Annotated in this window: 17 protein-coding genes; 3 read left to right on the top strand and 14 right to left on the bottom strand. The window is 58.3% G+C overall.

Annotated elements, in window-relative coordinates; all coding sequences use genetic code 11:
* Positions 1-193: 193 nt before the first annotated feature.
* Positions 194-1282 (bottom strand): LLM class flavin-dependent oxidoreductase, encoded by a 1089-nt coding sequence (locus tag FJ320_04110; GenBank protein MBM3925159.1) that lies wholly within the window; start codon positions 1280-1282, stop codon positions 194-196.
* 134 nt (positions 1283-1416) lie between these two features.
* Here FJ320_04110 and FJ320_04115 point away from each other — a divergent pair, with 134 nt between their 5' ends.
* The gene (locus FJ320_04115) at positions 1417-2601 is read left to right on the top strand and encodes a pyridoxal phosphate-dependent aminotransferase (GenBank protein MBM3925160.1); all 1185 of its coding nucleotides are present in this window, start codon (positions 1417-1419) and stop codon (positions 2599-2601) included.
* Between the two features lie 411 nt (positions 2602-3012).
* On the opposite strand, the gene FJ320_04120 is transcribed toward FJ320_04115, so the two are convergent.
* The 5 genes from FJ320_04120 to FJ320_04140 all read right to left on the bottom strand — a co-directional run bounded on the left by FJ320_04120 (position 3013) and on the right by FJ320_04140 (position 7468).
* Positions 3013-3534 carry a gamma carbonic anhydrase family protein gene (locus tag FJ320_04120; GenBank protein ID MBM3925161.1) on the bottom strand — a complete coding sequence of 174 codons (522 nt, stop codon included), beginning with the start codon at positions 3532-3534 and terminating at the stop codon, positions 3013-3015.
* A gap of 117 nt (positions 3535-3651) precedes the next feature.
* Positions 3652-4080 (bottom strand): hypothetical protein, encoded by a 429-nt coding sequence (locus tag FJ320_04125; GenBank protein ID MBM3925162.1) that lies wholly within the window; start codon positions 4078-4080, stop codon positions 3652-3654.
* 493 nt (positions 4081-4573) lie between these two features.
* A complete protein-coding gene (locus FJ320_04130; GenBank protein MBM3925163.1) occupies positions 4574-5578 on the bottom strand; it encodes an aldo/keto reductase in 1005 nt (334 codons plus the stop codon).
* 24 nt (positions 5579-5602) lie between these two features.
* On the bottom strand, positions 5603-6193 hold the full coding sequence (locus FJ320_04135) for a DUF1802 family protein (GenBank protein MBM3925164.1): 591 nt from the start codon (positions 6191-6193) through the stop codon (positions 5603-5605).
* A gap of 36 nt (positions 6194-6229) precedes the next feature.
* Complete coding sequence (locus FJ320_04140; protein ID MBM3925165.1) at positions 6230-7468, bottom strand: hypothetical protein; 1239 nt, start codon at positions 7466-7468, stop codon at positions 6230-6232.
* 166 nt (positions 7469-7634) lie between these two features.
* Between FJ320_04140 and fusA the strand changes: the two genes are divergently transcribed.
* Positions 7635-9686 (top strand): elongation factor G, encoded by a 2052-nt coding sequence (gene fusA, locus FJ320_04145; protein MBM3925166.1) that lies wholly within the window; start codon positions 7635-7637, stop codon positions 9684-9686.
* Positions 9687-10035: 349 nt separating this feature from the next.
* Here the strand turns inward: fusA and FJ320_04150 are convergent, their stop codons facing one another.
* The 8 genes from FJ320_04150 to FJ320_04185 all read right to left on the bottom strand — a co-directional run bounded on the left by FJ320_04150 (position 10036) and on the right by FJ320_04185 (position 16398).
* Complete coding sequence (locus FJ320_04150) at positions 10036-10605, bottom strand: hypothetical protein (GenBank protein ID MBM3925167.1); 570 nt, start codon at positions 10603-10605, stop codon at positions 10036-10038.
* Positions 10602-10796: a hypothetical protein gene (locus tag FJ320_04155; protein ID MBM3925168.1), complete on the bottom strand. Its 195-nt coding sequence runs from the start codon at positions 10794-10796 to the stop codon at positions 10602-10604. Before FJ320_04155 ends, FJ320_04150 begins: the two co-directional genes overlap by 4 nt.
* 6 nt (positions 10797-10802) lie before the next feature.
* The gene (locus FJ320_04160) at positions 10803-11396 is read right to left on the bottom strand and encodes a thiamine pyrophosphate-binding protein (GenBank protein ID MBM3925169.1); all 594 of its coding nucleotides are present in this window, start codon (positions 11394-11396) and stop codon (positions 10803-10805) included.
* 182 nt (positions 11397-11578) lie between these two features.
* Positions 11579-12097 (bottom strand): hypothetical protein, encoded by a 519-nt coding sequence (locus FJ320_04165; GenBank protein MBM3925170.1) that lies wholly within the window; start codon positions 12095-12097, stop codon positions 11579-11581.
* Between the two features lie 56 nt (positions 12098-12153).
* Positions 12154-13629 carry a glutamate--tRNA ligase gene (locus FJ320_04170; GenBank protein ID MBM3925171.1) on the bottom strand — a complete coding sequence of 492 codons (1476 nt, stop codon included), beginning with the start codon at positions 13627-13629 and terminating at the stop codon, positions 12154-12156.
* 439 nt (positions 13630-14068) lie between these two features.
* A complete protein-coding gene (locus FJ320_04175) occupies positions 14069-15016 on the bottom strand; it encodes an RluA family pseudouridine synthase (protein ID MBM3925172.1) in 948 nt (315 codons plus the stop codon).
* Positions 15006-15650, bottom strand: coding sequence for a signal peptidase II (gene lspA / locus FJ320_04180; protein ID MBM3925173.1), 645 nt, complete (start codon positions 15648-15650; stop codon positions 15006-15008). The genes FJ320_04175 and lspA overlap by 11 nt, the downstream gene beginning before the upstream one ends.
* A 4-nt stretch (positions 15651-15654) precedes the next feature.
* The gene (locus tag FJ320_04185) at positions 15655-16398 is read right to left on the bottom strand and encodes a hypothetical protein (protein MBM3925174.1); all 744 of its coding nucleotides are present in this window, start codon (positions 16396-16398) and stop codon (positions 15655-15657) included.
* Here FJ320_04185 and ltaE point away from each other — a divergent pair.
* Entirely contained in the window at positions 16388-17437 is a 1050-nt protein-coding gene (gene ltaE, locus FJ320_04190; GenBank protein ID MBM3925175.1) for a low-specificity L-threonine aldolase, read from the top strand. The two genes, FJ320_04185 and ltaE, sit on opposite strands and share 11 nt — an antisense overlap.
* The last annotated feature ends 124 nt before the right edge of the window (positions 17438-17561 follow it).

Here is a 17561-nt window from a genome sequence, read left to right on the forward strand (position 1 = left end):
ATCAACCGTTCGGGCTTGCCAGGAGCCATGCGGGGCGACCATGCTGAGCGACGGTCTAATGAGACCGAGAATGAAACGGCCTGCCCCGCCGGCATCGCTGTGCTTGGAGAACAGTTTAGACCTTTTTTAAGATACAAGAATGACAGTTGGCTTGTTAGTTGTAATATACACAAGCCTTAAACAGTACCAAACGCTATGAAGGGGATAGGTTTTTCAGCCTGGGGGCGACCTCTTTCATGAAGATGCTGAGGGACTTTTGGCCGACCTCGGGCGGGTCCCAACCGTTGAGCTGGAAGAGGAGGGTGCCGAAGCCTCCCATTTTCTGATAGAGGTCGGCGATGCGCTGGTATACGTAGTCGGGGTCGCCGACGATGAAGGTGTTGTCCAGGAGCCAGTCGAAGGTGATTTGGCTGTCGGGGATATCCTTGCTGGGCTTGAACACGTCTAAATTGCCTCGATTGGCCATGAACTGGCCCATGGCGTACTTGGTGATGCACTGGCGCATGCCGTACTCGTTGGCTTCTTTTCGGGCCTGCTTCATGTTTTCGGCTACATGGATGTTGCGGGACACGCGCCACATCTTTCGGCTGGGGCTGCCGTTGCCGGCCTTCTGAGCACCTTTGAGGTAGGCGTCCCAGATAGTGCCGAGGACACCTGGGTGCATGATGCCGCTACTCATAACGATCCAGTTCTTGAGGCCGGCGTAGGTGGCGGTGGGGGAGTTGGGGCTGCCGGCGGCCACGGCGATGGGAGGATGAGGCTGGGTGTAGGGCTTCATGTGCAGATAGACGCCAAGCTCAGGCTTGGGGTTAGGGGCGGTGATGTTGAAGAACTGGCCTTTGTACTCAAAGTTGCCGTCGGACTGCCAGATTTTCATGACAACGTCCATGACTTCGGCGGCGCGGGCATGGCGTTCGGGCTCGGGGATGCCGAAGAGCTCGAACTCGGTGGGCATGCCGCCGGTGCCGATGCCGAAGTTGAACCTGCCCTGGCCCAGGTGGTCGAGGACGGCGATGCGATGGGCCAGCATGATGGGGTGGTGAAGCTGGAGGAGGATAACGCCGGTGCCGAGCTTGATTTTCTTGGTCCGGGCGAAGAGGTTGGCGATGAAGAGGTCGGGGGCGGTGATAGGCTCGGTCCTGAGGGTATGGTGCTCGCCTATCCACGCTTCGTGGATGCCTAGCTCATCGGCCAGGGTGATGGTGGCGGTGTCTTCTTTCATAACCTGCTGCCACGGTTTTTCGGGGGGATGGATGGGCATGACAAAGAGACCAAATTCCACAAAGTTCTCCAGAGATTATGAGTAGTAAATTGTGACGATTATAGTCTCGGCCAATATCAGAGGCAAGGAAGCGTTCTAGACATAGCCTGCGCACGAGGGTATATTTCGATAGATTTGGACGGTTGGAGGGGTAAATGACGGTTTCTAAAAGGACGGTGCAGGCCATGGAGGAGGGCGGCTGGATACGCCGCATGTTCGAGATTGGCATCGAATTGAAGAAGAAGCACGGGCCTATGAAAGTGTTCGACCTGTCGCTGGGGAACCCGGTGGTGGAGCCGCCGAAGCGGTTCAACGAGCGATTGAAGCAACTGGCGCTTTCGTCGACGCCGGGGACGCATAGGTACATGCCGAACGCGGGGTATCCGGAGGTGCGGGCGAGGGTGGCGCAGTCGATAGCGCGAGAGACGGGGCTGCCGTTTACTGCGGGTGAGGTAGTGATGACGTGCGGGGCAGCGGGCGCGCTTAACGTGATTTTTGAGACTATCCTCAATCCCAACGATGAGGTAGTTATCTTCGCCCCATTCTTTGGCGAGTTCACTTTTTACATCGAGAACCATCGAGGGAAGGCTATCATCTGCCCTACCAACGACTCGTTTCTGCCTGACCTGGCGGCGCTGGAAGAGCTCATCACGAAAAAGACCAGGGCCGTGCTGATTAACTCGCCAAACAACCCTTCCGGCGTTATGTACCCGGAAGATGTCATTAAAGGGATAGGCGAACTTCTCGGCAAGAAGGAGAAGCAGTTTGGCACAGAGATATTTCTTATAAGCGACGAGCCTTACCGGCGCCTAATCTTCGACGGGCTGAAGTACCCGCGTATCTTCGGGCATCATCAGGCATCGATTGCTGTACATTCGCACTCCAAGGACCTGGCGATACCCGGGGAGCGCATAGGGTATATCGCGGTCAATCCCGGGTATGAGGACCGGGCGCAGCTTGTGGACGGGGCGATTTTTTGGAATCGAAGCCTGGGTTTTGTGAACGCGCCGGCGATTATTCAGATGGCGGTGGCGGACTTGCAGGGGACGTCGGTGGACGTGATGGAGTACCAGAAGAAGCGAGACTTCCTCTACGGCCAACTGACGGAGATGGGGTACCAGATTGTGAAGCCCCAGGGGGCGTTTTATATGTTCCCGAAGTCGCCTATTGAAGACGACGTGGAGTTTGTGGGGGCATTGCAGGAGTGGAACGTGCTGACGGTGCCGGGGAAGGGGTTTGGCGCGCCCGGGTTCTTCCGCATATCGTACTGCGTGGAGGACTGGGTGCTGCAGGGGGCGATGAAGGGGTTCGCCGAGGCGGCGAAGAAGTTTGGGGTGTAGGCAACCGTTTGGTAGGGGCGGGAATTTCTCTATCTCCAGGCGTTTGTTTCACGTACAGCCTTTGTATAAGCGGGATGCCCTCATCACCCTTAATCCCTCTTCTCCCGACTACGGGAGAAGAGGGAAAGAATAAAGAAATACCACAACCCCCTCCTTCGACCAGGCTCAGGACGGCGTCTAACTCCCCCTTCGCCTTTCAGGCCGAAGGGGGAGAACCAGATGGAAGACCCCACGCCCCACCCGTTAAAAAGGCCTGTAGTTTCTCATAAAGCGGCCTTCATGAAAGAAAAAGAGACTCAGAGATCCCTTGATCTATATCGCAGTTCAACAGGAGAGAGGGCCAGATAGTATTGGATGCCTTACGGTGCTACTTGATTCCTAATATACGCAGAAAATGTAACCGGCTGTAGTTTAGGCTTTGGGCCTGGTGGAGAGGCCGGCGGCTTTGAACCGTTTGGCGTTTTCCTTGTAATGCTCGGCGGCTGAATTAATTCGGTTTTTGAGCTTGGGTTTTAAGGGGTGGATTTTCCCGGGGACGCCTACGACGACGGAGTTGGGGGGCACAATGGTGTTAGCCAGGACTACGGCGCCGGCGCCGATGACGCAGTTGTCGCCAATCTCTGCGTTTTCCAGCAGGACAGCGTTGACGCCGATCATGACGTTGCTGCCGACTTTGTGGCAGTGGAGGACGGCACCGTGGGTAACAGTCACGTTGTCGCCGACCTCCAGGTAGTCGTCGGCGTGGAGGACGCAGTTGTCCTGGATGTTGGTGTTGCTGCCGACGGTGATGCGTCCGTAGTCGCCGCGAAGGACCGCGCCGGGCCAGACGCTAGAGTTTTCGCCGATGGTGACATCGCCGACGATATAAGCGGCCTCGCTGACGAAGGCGGTGGGATGGACGCGAGGGGTCTTTTCATCCAAGCTTCGGATCATTAACAGTCTCCTTAGGCTTTGTAGGGATACGTCAGAAAATACTATCACCCCCACGGGTGTGGGGGTGATAGCGATCTGGCTATGTTAGAGGGCTGAGGCCCTGTTAACTGAGGGGACTTACTTCTTTTCGACGACGAGGACGGGGGTGGAGACGATGGTCTCTTGACCGCCCTGGCCCCGCTTGACCTGCATGGTCACGACGCCGCACTTGGTGACGGGGACGGTGACGTCGTCAACGAAGCCGCCGGTGTCGTCAGGGAAGCCGGCGCCGACGAAGATCTGGCCGGTGGTGGTGCGGACGGAGATGAGGACTACGTCGCCTTTCTCGAAGCCGCCGGCGATAACGTCGAAGGTGACGTTGCCGGTGCAGCCGGGCCTTTCGACACGGGCGGGGTCAACCACGGCGGAGGGGACACGGCCCAGGCCTGTCGCAGCGCTGCCACTGCCGGAGCCGGCGCCGCGCACAACGGAAATACCGAGGACAAGGACTAAAATGCTGACTAGAAGTACGATTATGGTAGCTTTGGAACCCAGGAAGCGATTCATCTAACCTCCTTACGGATGCTTCGTTGTCGAAATTTCTACGCTGAAGGGCCTCTGCTGGATGTCTTGCCTTTAGATTAGTTATTGAGGATTAATACTATAGGCTTTGTTGAGGACATCGCTTACGTTTTCTAGCTTTGGCGCCCCTTCGAGAGCCGCCGAATCGTAGCATAGGCAAAATTCCATTGTCAAGCGAAATTAAGTGTGAATTAAGATAGATTTTGGGGGTTTTATCAATAGCCGGTTTTATTTGAAAATCCGGCCACTTTCTTAAGTCGGGGCGAACTCAACCCCCTTTGTCCCCCTTCTCTTTTCGAAGAAGGGGGAAAGAAAAAAGAAATACCACAACCCCCTCCTTCGGCCAGGCTCAGGACGGCGTCGAGCTCTCCCTTCGCCTTCCAGGCCGAAGGGGGAGAACCTGAATGGGACATCACACTACCCAGGGCCCAACCTTGTCCCTTCGGCATATTTAGGGCGGCTCCTCAAAGGAGAGGGCCTAGCTGCTACTCTCAGCGGGGAGGGGAGCTTCTTCCACGCCGAAGCCTGAACGCCACAGGTCGTCCAGACGCGCCAGCTCGTGGGGGGTGAGGTTGGGGACGTCGGGGGCGGAGGTGTATTCGGCCAGCTCGCGAGGGTTGGTTATGTTGGGGAGGACGGAGCAGATGGTCTCCTGGGCCAGGCAGAACTTAATGGCGGCCTGGGCGAAGGTGCGGTCAGCTTCGTCGGCGATGAAGCGCGATAGATTTGCTTTCTTGATAGCTTTTTCCAGCCACTCACGCTTGCGGAAGGCGCGGTGGTCGGAGGGGTCAAACTGGGGCATGGTCTTGTATCGGTCGGTGAGGACTTCGGACGCGTGAGGTACCCTGGACAGCAGGCCGACGTTTTTTTCTTTGGCGATGGGGAAAAAGCGGCGTGAGGGTTCCTGCTCAAGGATGCTGTGGATTATCTGCATGGCATGAATGTTGCGATACTTTAGAGAGGCTTCGCCCTCCTCGAACCAACCGATGTCTGGGCCTAAGGCGACTGCGTAATACCGTAACTTGCCTTCCTTTACAAGCTCGTCCAGGGTTGCGAATAGCTCGTCATTTTCGATGGCAGGAAGTCGAGGGTTATGGAGCTGATAGATATCAATATAGTCGGTCTTGAGGCGGCGGAGGCTCTGCTCGCAGGCGAACCGTATGAAAGCGGGGTCCCATTTCTGGGACCGCTCTTTATGTCCTACACGAGGGGTTGTGTCATGGATATCGTAGCCAAACTTGGTGCCGATGATGATGTCGCGGCGCTGTTTGGGGAAGGCCATGGCGAGGACTTCCTCGCCGTAGCCGGTGCCGTAGGTGTCGGCGGTATCAAAGAAGTTGACGCCGAGGTCGTGGGCCTTTTGCAGGAGATGGATGCCGTCCTCTCGGTCTATGTGGCCCCACCAGTCAGTAGCCACGGTCCAAACACCAAAGCCTACCTCCGACAGCTTCAGGTCAGTACGGGGGAGGAGGCGATAATTCATGTAGAAGGGACTCCGGAAGTAGGTTTAGGCTTTGACGGACGAGAGGCTAAGGACATCCTTGACCTTTAATACTCCATTGTGGAACTGGGCGTCGGTTAACACCGGCGAGGGATCTCCCATGGACACCTGGGAGTCGAGGGCTACCCAGGACTTGCAGCCATCGTAGTGGGGCTTGAAGTCGACCGATTGAGGAATACCAAGACTATAGACACGGAGCAGCATTAATATTAAAGGTTTGCGGGGCTTCCAGTGGAGGCGTTTTTCAGCGTAGTCCTGAGTCCAGATATGGAAAGGCTGGAGAAGGGGAAGTGTGGCCTCGTCCCACAGTTCCAGGGTCTCTTCAACTCGAGCCCAGTGAGTAAAGGCGATTTTAGAAGGATTGGGGAGATGCTCAAGGGCAGGCTTGTATTCGAGACGATAGGACTCCTGGAGGAGGTCGGCGCGCTGATGCTCGTAGGTAGGATAGAGAAGAAACTCGTGGTGCTGGACCTTGAACTCCCTGCCCTCCTCTCTGATACCGCCCTTGCGCATGAGCAGGACCTGTTTGCCCTGGGCGAGGGCCCGGACGGTGACGGCCCATTCTTTGAAGGCGATACTGGTAGAGTAAGGGAGCATCAGCCGACTCCTTAGATATAGCGAGGCTACCTCATCTTAGCATCCCCGGCAGGCCGCCTCAATGCTGACGAATTCATTCTTGAATTCCTGGTAGCTGGAAAATTTGGCTAGATCCCGGACGAACTGCCCTGGGGAAGAAACGGCGGCGCGGAAAGCCTCCAGCTCTTCATCTACGGTGCTGACGGAGGCGGCGCTTTGGGCGTAGGCGCCGTGGAAGGCGAAATAGGCCTGATTGAGCTTGCGGATGTAGTAACCGTTGTCGAGGAACAGCAAGCGGCGCTCCTCCATGATCCTTTCCGCAGTCTCAATCTCTCCCAGCGCCAGCAGTTCCTCTACTTCCAGTCTGGTGGTCTGCATTTCGCCTCGGAAATCAAAGATTTCAAGGATTTTCACCACTTCTTGAAGCTGGCCGTCTGAAAGAATGACCGGCTTTGTCAGCGTCTTGCCGGTAATGATTTCATAGACCTTATCCCCAATTTCGCGGCCCGCGAGGTTGGCGGCGGACTCGTTGAGGGATGTGGTGTCAGAGTCGCGCCCGTAGTTCATACCCAGGGGCCGGAAGAACCAGTATTGGTGAAGCCACTCGTGGACGGCAGTGGACAGGGCGTGGCGGAGGCCGCCGTTGGGCGGGACTATGCTGGGGTAGGTGGCAATACCGCCGATGTCGACCACCAGAGCGGACAGACCTCTAGACTTAAGGATTTCGTGTTCCAGGGCTTCCCTTTGATCGAGGCTGACATCCGGCCTGAGGGTGACGTTGCCCTGACGCTTGATGGCGTCCCGCGGGGAGGTGACCAGGACGGTGGGCGGCAGGACCAACTCCATGTCCACCGGCGGCCAGAGAAGGCCGAAGGGCCCGCCGAAGCCTTCCTGGACCAGGACCTTGCTCACCAGGGATTCGATGCGCTCTTCGACTCGGGCCTTGTCTCGGTCTTGAAGGGACTGCAACTCTTTTATAAGCTGCCTTGCGCCCGACTCCTCTCTATCCGAGGCTGTTTGAGAGTAAAGCACCTCTTCCAACTGGTTTATTTCGTCAGCCCGCTCGAAATACTGACGCACCCGGGCGATTTCCTCTTCTTCGCTCATGTTTTCGCTCCAGGGCATGGCACGGCCCAGGAGGTGAAGCCACTTCCCCATGAAATTTTTCATCTCCCAGCTTACGATTCCCCATTTGTAAGGAGTCGACGGGGAAGCGGACGACAGGGAGCCGCTGGAATCCTGGCCCACGGAAAGCATCAGCATGGCGATGAAGAATATGGCGATGTATCGGTTCAAGAAAAGTCTCACGCTTAAAGAGCCTACAAATATTTTCCCACAAAATCTATGCAGATAATACGATTGTTCCTTATAAACGGCCTTCTAATCGCGTCGTTGCCACGCTGAAGGGTTTTGGCTACAATGACCTGGATAAGCTCCTGCCAGATTTGAGGTAACTTTTATCATGCCTTCACCAGAAGCGAGCAAAATTCGAAACGTAGTACTTCTTTCACACAGCGGTTCCGGCAAAAGCGCCCTTTCAGAAGCGCTGCTTTTTGCCACCAAGGCCATAAATCGAATGGGAACCGCCGAGGCAGGTAATACAGTGTCCGACTATGAGCCTGAAGAGGCCAAGCGCCGCTCAAGCACTCAAACATCTCTGGTGCCTTGCCAGTACAGCGGATTCAAGATTAATTTCCTGGATACGCCGGGATATGACGATTTCCGCGGCGAGGTTGTGCCGGCGCTGCGGGTGTGCGAGGGCGCGGTTATAGTCATAAGCGCTATATCTGGCGTGGAGGTAGGGACTGAGAATTCTTGGAACATGTGCAAGGAGAGGAATTTACCTCGAATTATTTTCGTCAACAAGATGGACCGCGAGAACGCCGATTTCCAGCGGACTCTCAACGGCATACAGGCCGCCTTCGGCAGAAGCTGCGTTCCGTTCCAACTGCCTATAGGCAGCGCCCAGGACTTTAAGGGGATTGTGAACCTCCTGGGGAAGGGGGAGAACGCCACGGCTTCGATGAAGGATGAGGCGTCGAAGGCCAAAGAAAGGCTTATTGAGGCGGTGGCAGAGAGCGACGATGAACTGGCCAACAAGTACCTGGAAGGACAGGAGATAAAGCCGGAGGAGTTGGAAAAGGCGCTGAAGAAAGCGATTCAGAGCGGTGATCTGGTGCCGGTGCTGGCCGGGTCGGCAACCCAGGCCGCAGGAGTTGAGGAGCTGCTGCAACTGGTAACCGGCTACATGCCTTCGCCGATGGAGGTTGGGAAGACGGAGGCGAAGAATCAATCGAACGGAGAAAAGGTAGAACTGTCGCCGAGCAAGGACGGGACCCTGGCGTCCCTGGTGTTCAAGACCACGGCGGACCCCTTCGTCGGCAAGCTATCCTTCTTCCGCGTGTATTCCGGTGTCTTCAAGGCGAACGGCGAGGTATGGAACGCCAACAAAGGCCAGTCTGAGCGCATAGGGCAGGTGTATTTCATGCGCGGCAAGACGCAGGAGCCGACGCCGGAGGTGGGGCCCGGGGACATTGGCGCGGTGTCCAAGCTGGCGGTGACCACCACCAGCGACACGCTTTGCCAGAAGGACAAACCCCTGGTCTTTGATCCCGTCGTTTTCCCTGTGGGTTTCTATTCGATGGCGGTAAGCCCCAAGACCAAGGCCGACCTGGACAAGATGTCGCAGGCCTTGGCTCGCATTGTGGAGGAGGACCCAAGCCTGAAGCTGTCCCGCGAGGCGTCCACCAGCGAGACCCTGCTGTCTGGGTTGGGGGACGTGCATCTAGAGACGACGGTGGAGAAGGTCAAGCGCAAGTTTGGCACAGAACTGACGCTGAACCTGCCGAGGGTGCCATATCGGGAGACCATTACGTCGGTGACGCGGTCAGAATACAAGCACAAGAAGCAGTCCGGCGGCCACGGGCAGTATGGACACGTGCTGCTGAGGCTAGAGCCTCGCGAGCGGGACTCGGGCTTCGAGTTTGCCCATGAGGTGGTGGGTGGTTCCGTACCCAGGGAGTTCTGGCCTGCGGTGGAGAAGGGCGTCACGAAGTCTCTGGGGGAGGGGGCGCTGGCGGGTTATCCGGTGGTGGATGTGAAGGTGGTGCTGTACGACGGCAGCTACCATGACGTCGACTCCTCTGGCATGTCTTTCGAAATCGCCGCGGTGCAGGCGTTCAAGAAGGGGATGCTCGATGGGAGGCCCACGCTGCTCGAGCCTATTATGAAGCTCACGGTGAAGGTCCCCGACGCCAACACCGGCGATGTCATTGGCGATATGAACGGCAAGCGGGGCCGCATTATGGGTATGATTCCAGAGAATGGCTTCACGACGATTGAGGCCGAGGTACCTCTTGCGGAGCTGCTACGGTACTCGAGCGACCTGAGGTCTTTAACTCAGGGCCGGGCGAGCTACTCCATGGAGCCTAGCCGCTATGAGCCGGTGCCGCCTGCTATTGGACAGAAGGTGGTAGAAGAGGCGAAGCGAGTGAAGGAAGGGGCTAAGGCGTAGCTGGTACCTGGAGCGCTGATGCTTGAGTAAGGTTGGTGAATAGCGGCTCACTGCCCACGCATCCCTGACTCCCGTCTCAAACTCTTCCACTCGAGACGTTTGATGCGCAATACAGGCCTGGTCATAATCGGGTCGCCCTCATCACCCTTAATCCCTCTTCTCCAGACTACAGGGGAAGAGGGGGCACCTGAGGGGACACCACCAACTCCACCCATCAAAAGGGCGTGTGGTTCTTCTATTGGGTAAGGCTTAATGTACATTAGTCGTTCGAGGGGGGAGGAGTCAAGGGGAATCCTCACTACCTACCTTGGTTGTAACGCTAGCCCAGCTAAAAGAATCGTTATGGGGTTTAGGGTTTGGTGGCTAGGGCGTGCTTGAGGGATAGGAAGGTTTCAGCCATGGAACGCGCAACTCGTAGGGCTGGCTCATTGTCGTAGTAGACGTTAAGCGTGACGAATACAGGCCCTGGCGCGCTCAGGACGTCTTCCATTGCCAGGGCCATTTCCTCGATGTGGTCAAAGACGAAGGAGCTAGAGTAGCCGGCGCTCCTGGCCATGGTGGGGAAGTCCAGGGCATCCAGCCCTGGGATAGAGGAACCGCCGGTGGAGGCGTGGCCGCTATCTCGAAATAGAAAATGCACCAGGTTGCCAGGCCCAAGAGTCCCGACAGTCGTCAGAGAGCTGACGTTGGAACGAAGGGTGGCGTCGGACTCCAGGGCGAGGATGCGGTGATGGGGCCGGGCGAGGGCGAGGCCCAGGGCGACGGCGGTTACGCGCTCTGGGCAGTCGGTCAGGTCCAGGTCAAGGTTTCGGCACTGGGAGGCGGGCGTCCAGAGGTCGAGGGCGCGGGATGAGGCGACGGCGATGGCGTCGCCACGGTGGAGGCTAATGATTCGGGCGGCCTCGTCGGCGGGCATCATGGTCGGGGACCGTCCGATAGACCACGGCTTCGGGTGAACAACCACATGCCGGCCAGGATAACCAGCGCGCCGACTATGCCAAAAATGATGTTGTCGTCAAGGAAGGCCTTATAGAGGAGCCAAAAGCCTAAGGCCAAGGCGCTCATCCCAGCGACACGCCCGCCGATGGAGTCCAGGAACTGCTTCTTCACGCGCAGCTAACTGCTCTTCTGCAGGAGCTCGCGGACTTCGTTTACCGCGACGCCGGTACCGCGCCGGGGACGCTCCCGGAATTGCACCGGAATGTTCTCTATCTCGGGTTTGACGCGAAGATTGACCATCACCGGCCCTTTTTTCTGCAGGACCTGGGCGATGTTGGAGGCGAAGTCCTCCAGGTTGTCGAACTCATATGCGGAGGCGTAGCCCGCGCTCAGGGCCATCTCTTTGAAGTTCAGCTTGCCCTCGGCGGGGATAGGCTGGCCGCCGGTGACGGCGTAGCAGCCGTTCTCGAAGACGAAGTGATAGAAGTTGGCCGGGGCTTTTTCGGCGATGGTGGTGAGGGTGCCCAGGTTCATCACAAGGCTGCCATCGCCATCGAGGATGAAGACTTTCCTTTTGGGCTGGGCGAGGGCGAGGCCGAGGGCGAAGGAGGAAGCTTTGCCCATGGCGCCGCCCAGGGGGATGTCCAGGGACTCGTTGTGGGTGACAGTGGGCCAGCCGAATCGTGGGTTGCCGGCGCCCATGGTGGGGACGACGAAGGCGTCGCCACGGTGTTTTTCGATGACACGGCAGGCGTCCTGGTTCTTAATCATTGGGACCTCCTATGCTGATGAGTGGAAGATACATGGGATAAACGCAGCGTGATGGGTGGAGGTGATAAAGGATCGTGCCTCTAGGGTTTACCCCTCACCTTAATCCTCTCCCACAAGGGGAGAGGAAAGAAGAAGTAAAGCCCTCTGTTCTATTAACGATGCCTCCTTTCAAGACCAAAGGGCTAGGAGCCGTATTCGGTGCCCATGAGGACGGCGACAGGCTTGGAGGTACGCTCCGCTTCCTCCAGAGCAAGAGATATGCGGGAGGCGTCCTCATCGGTCTCGATGAGGTAGTAGTTGACGCCCCAGGCGTGAAGGATGTGCTCGATGAACTTGGCGGCGGAGTCGCGGGTGACGCCGTGGCGGTCCCAGCCTCGATAGCCGATGAGCATGACCAGGGGCTGGTTAATATCCAAGCAGAGGCCTCGGATAGAGTCGCCGGACTCAAAGACGCCGGTGTTCTGAATAAGAGCCACGGGCTTTTTCCCGCCCACCCACAGGCCGGCGGCGATGGCCATGGTCTCGCCCTCGCGGGCGACGGGGACGAGGCTCATGGTCGGCTCCGACATAAGCTGCTGGTACATGAAGTTTGTCTCGCTATCAGGGAGCCAGACCACGTGGGTGATTTTGTTTTTCTTCAGCTCTGAAATGATGGCCTGGGGATGCAGTACAGCCTCGGGAAGGGGTTGTTTCGTCGTCATCCCTCACCTCCACAACGCGTTGGGGTAAGGGCAATTATAGGGACAGCGGTGGAGGCTTACAACCTGGAGGAATTTTCCGATGTGAGGGCGTCGATGGCGGCGGCGATGCGTTGGAGACACCGTTCACGGCCCAGGACTTCCATGGTCTCGAAAAGGGGAGGGGAGACGGTGGCGGCGGTGACGGCCAGTCGAAGGAGGCCGAAGAATTGCCGCGGCGAGAGGCCTAACTGCTCGCCCAGGGCGCGGAGCCTTTCTTCGAGGGTCTTGGAATCGAAGGCGGGAGCAGCTTTTAGGTTATCCAGAGTGCTGTTTAGAGCAGGCAAGGCACGGGAAGTATCCATAGCCTTTTGCATCTCTTTGACGTTGGGCGTGAAGCCCTGGTCGAAGAAGAATGAGATAAGGGATGCGGCCTCAGCCAGGTTTTTGAGGCGCTCGTGGATGAGGGGAAGGATGCGCAGAAGGTAGTCCTGGTCGAGGGGCTGAGGGATGCCGGCGGGCGGGTAAGCTTTCCAGAAGTCCAGCAAGGCCTGGCAAAGCTGCTCTTTATCCAGGCTGCGAATGTAGACGCCGTTCATCCAGTCCAGTTTTTCGATGTTGAAGATGGCGGCGGACTTGACGACGCGTTCCAGGGAGAAGTTCCCCTGGAGGGCGCGGCGGTCCATAACCTCCGTCTTATCGTCCAGGGACCAGCCGAGGAGGGCCATGAAGTTCAGCAAGGCGTCGGGCAGGTAGCCCTTCTCTCGATATTCGAGGACGGAGGTGGCGCCGTGGCGCTTGGAGAGCTTGGAGCGATCCGGCCCCAGAATCATGGGCATGTGGCCGAAGAAAGGGGGCTGCCAGCTAAAGGCCTCGTAGAGCTTGAGGTGTCGTGGAGTGCTGGGGAGCCACTCCTCGGCGCGGAGGACGTGGGTAATCTTCATGTGATGGTCATCCACCACGTTGGCGAGGTGATAGGTGGGGAAGCCGTCGGACTTGAGCATGACAAAGTCGTCGATAAGCTCGCTTTGCCAGGAGACCTCGCCCCGGATGAGGTCATCGAGGCGGATGATGCCTTCGTCAGGCATGTGGAAGCGCACGACGGAGGGTGTGCCGGAGGATTCCAAGACTTGTTTTTCGTCGGGGGCGAGGCGGAGGCAGCGGCCATCGTAGCCGGGGGGCTGCTTGTTTTGCATCTGCTCTTTGCGCATAGCTTCGAGGCGCTCAGGGGTACAGAAACACCGGTAGGCGTGGCCGCAGGATATGAGAAAGTCGACGGCGTCTTTGTAAATAGTGAGGCGCTGGGACTGGAGATAGGGCTTGTAGGGGCCGTCAACCTGGGGGCCTTCGTCCCAGTCGATGCCTAGCCACTTCAAGGATTCGAGGATGCCTTCCAGGGCGCCGGGCACTAGGCGCTGCTGGTCCGTGTCCTCGATTCGCACGATGAACTTGCCGCCGTGGCGGCGGGCGAAGAGCCAGTTGAACAGGGCGGTGCGGACGTTGCCAATGTGAGGCTGGCCCGTGGGGCTGGGCGCAAATCTAACTCTAACGGACATGGCTTTGGAAGTGGCCTCCTTAGGCAGATTTTATCATGGGTTCTATATATGCAGCGGCAGTGACTAAGGAACCGACCACACCACCCTCCACCACGACCCATCTCTAGCTCTACCCACAAGACGTAGGATTCTGATTACATTCCTGATCATAAGCGGTACTACTTCATCACCCTTAATCGCTCTTCTCCTTTCTGAGAAGAGGGAAAGAAAAAGAGACACCACAACCCCCTCCTTCGACCAGGCTCAGGACAGCGTCTAACTCCCCCTTCGCCTTTCAGGCCGAAGGAGGAGTACCAGTCCAGCCCCGAATTCCCATCTGATCAGATGGTTTGCAGCTTCTCATAAACCAGCCCATCATAGAAGAAAACGAAGGCTTGGAACCTCCGTTAATGCGTATCACACGTTCACGGGGGAGATGACCAGGGGGGCGAGAGCCTCACTACCTTGCCCTGTTTGTAGCACGCCCAAGCAAATCGTTTTCTACCACGCCTGCGCCGCCCACTGATTCCAGCAGGCAGCGTAACTCGTCGGGCAGGGGGGACTGGAAATCCTGCCACTGGCCACTGATGGGATGGGTGAAGCCGAGTTTGTGGGCGTGGAGGAAGTGACGGGATATACCCACATTCTTGCCGCTGTATAGCGTGTCGCCGACTAGGGGGTGGCCGAGATGGGCCATGTGGACCCGGATCTGGTGGGTGCGGCCGGTTTCGGGGCTGGCCTCGACTAAGGTGTACAGGTCGCATTGCCACAAAACGCGGTATCGGGTGCGGGCGTGGCGGCCCCAGGAGAGGACGGCCATTCGCTTTCGATGCCGCTGGTCGCGGGCGATGGGGGCGTCGACGACGCCTTCTTTGGATTTTACGCGGCCATGGACCAGGACTAGGTAGCCTTTCTTTATGGAGCGCTCTTTTAGCTGCCGCGATAACTCTCGATGGGCTTGCTCGGTCTTTGCGACCATGATGAGGCCGGAGGTGTCTTTGTCCAGCCGATGGACTATTCCTGGCCGCTGCTCTCCGCCGATGCCGGGCAAGTCGGGATACAAGGCCAGGAGGGCGTTGACCAGGGTGCCGGATGGGTGGCCGGGCGAGGGGTGGACGGTGAGGCCGGCGGGCTTGTCCACTACCAGCAAATCGTCATCCTGATAAACGATGTTCAGGGGGATAGACTCCGCCGCCAGCCCAGCCGGGGCGGGGTCTGGTATGGTGACAGAAACCAGATCGCCGACGCGAACACGGTCGCTGGGGAGGTGCAGGACGCCGTTGAGGATGACGCGGCCCTGCTTTATGAGGCGCTGGGCCTGGGCACGGCTAAGGTTGAGGTCGGTGGCGGTGAGGAAGAGGTCCAGGCGTCGAGAGTCCTGGCGAGCGGTGAACTCCCTAGTCTTCATCGGTAGGACGGGCTGGGGGGCGGGTTTCCTGGGGGGCGGAGGTCGGAGGGGAGTCGGTGGGCTGGGCTGGGGGCGGGTTGGGGCCGGCGTCCAGGGGAGGAGATGGCTCCGTTTGGAGTCGCGCGTCAGTGTCTTGCGCTTTCTTTTCGTCTTTATCCCCCGAGAGGATGAACACAGCGATGAGGATGATGATACCGATGACGATGGAGGCGTCGGCGAGGTTGAAGACGGGCCACCAGGCTAGCTGCACAAAATCGGTGACCTGGCCGAAGCGGAGCCGGTCCGTGAGGTTGCCAATGGCGCCGCCGAGCTGCATGCCGAGGCTGAGCCGCAGCCAAGGGCTTGGGAAGGGCTGATGGCGATAGACCAGCAGGAGCACGCCCATGCCGATGAAGGAGGCGATGATGAGGAGGATGGTCTGGTCTGGGAAGAGGCCGAAGGCGGTGCCGGTGTTATAAGTGCAGGTAAGCCGGAAGGAGCCTTCCTCAGGAATCGAGCGGGAGGGACAGAGGTTCTCCTCGGCCCAGTACTTGGTGACCTGGTCCAGGAGATAGATGATACCGATGACGGGCAGGAGGAGCCAGTCCTGATACCAGGGGACTTTCAGTTTTTTGGGGAGGTGAGGGTGGGCCATTAAATCAGATTAACGTATCGATGAAGAATTGGGAAACGATGGCGGCCACCTCGCCCTCGCGTCCGCGCCAGAAATGGTTGGCGCGGGGAACCAGATGGAACCGCACGTCACCCTTGAGGCCAGCGACGCGCTCCCGGATGGTGTGGGTGCGAACCTGGGTGTCGTCCTCGCCGACGACGAAGAGGGTTGGCGATTTGACCTTAAACCTCAGGGGGCGGTCGACGGCGCCGCTGGGCGGCGAGACGATGGCGAAGGAACGCGCCCTGGGGTAAGCGGGGAGGACGGACATTAAAACCATAGCGCCGAAGGAGTAGCCAGCGACGCCAATCTTTGACTTATCCACGCCCGGCCATTGAGTCAGGAAATTCATGGCCGCGTCCAGGTCCTTGGCCTCACCCTTGCCGTTGTCGAAGGAGCCCTGGCTGCCGCCCACGCCTCGAAAATTAAATCGAAGGGATACGATGCCTGAGAGGGCCAGGGAGTGGCTGATGGCGGCTACGACGGGGTTGTCCATGTCGCCGCCGTAGAGAGGGTGAGGATGACATATCACCACGCCGGGGGGGCTGTCTTTAATGACAGCGGGAGAGGTGATGACGCCTTCCAGGTCCAGCTTGCCGCTTCGCACCGAGATAGAGGTATGGCGGAGGGATTCCATCAACGACCATATTAGGTGCGCGGCTTGGCCTTTGACAAGGCTGACTGTTAGAATAGCCAGAGTTTTCCGCAGGGAGGGCGGCATGGGTTTCATTGACCTTCGCAGCGACACCGTGACCAAGCCTACGGAAGCTATGCGCAAGGCGATGGCGGAAGCGGAGGTGGGCGACGACGTTTACGGGGAAGACCCTACGGTCAACCGGCTGGAAGCCCTGGCTGCCGATAAGATGGGAAAAGAGGCGGCGCTTCTGGTGAGCAGCGGCACCCAGGGAAACCTCTTGGGGGTCCTGTCTCAGTGCCGCAGCGGCGACGAGATTATCGCGGGGGCCAACAGCCACATATTCTGGAATGAGTCGGCAGGGGTGGCTACTCTAGGAGGCGTCCAGATCCACCTAGTCCCAAACCAGCCGCAGGGCGCCCTGGCACCGGGCGACGTAGAGAAGGCGATTCGTCCTAAAGGGAACCCGCATTTCCCGCCGACACGGCTGTTATGCCTGGAAAACACGCAGAACCGCAGCAACGGTGGGGTGATGACGGTGAGCGAGACCAAGGCGGTGTGCGATTTGGCTCACGGACACGGCGTCCGGGTGCATATGGACGGCGCGCGGATCTTCAACGCCGCGGTTTATCTGGAAGCGCCGGTGGACAGGCTAGTGAAGGATGTGGATACTGTGACCTTCTGCCTGTCTAAAGGACTAAGCGCGCCGGTTGGTTCCATGCTCTGCGGCTCAAAGGAGTTCATTGGTGAGGCGCGTCGATGGAGGAAGATGGTGGGGGGAGGAATGCGGCAGGCGGGGGTTATTGCGGCGGCGGGGATAGTCGCCATCGAGGATATGGTGGAGCGGCTGGCGGAGGACCACGCCAACGCGCGGCGGCTGTCCCAGGGACTGTCGCAGATCAAGGGCATCATCCACGACCCTAAGACAGTTCAGACAAATATCCTCTTCTTTGATATTGACCCGAAATACGGGACTATGCCAGACTTCGTGAAGCGGGTGGATAAGGAGGGGGTGAAGGTGCATTACGTGTACGGCCGGATACGGATGGTTACGCATCGCCACATCAGTAACGCAGATGTGGACGCGACTTTGAAGGCGGTGGCCAAGGTAACGAAGTCGATGGGCCAGCCTTAGGCACCGATTTCAGTCGATGAAGCCTTTTTTAAGCGTTTTTATCCTTTTGACCCTTTTGACTGTTCTCCTGGCCGGCTGCAAGGGCACGGGCGAGGCGGGGAGCAATAACGGGACACCAGATATT

Source organism: SAR202 cluster bacterium (genome assembly GCA_016872285.1).
Classification (GTDB): Bacteria; Chloroflexota; Dehalococcoidia; order Lucifugimonadales.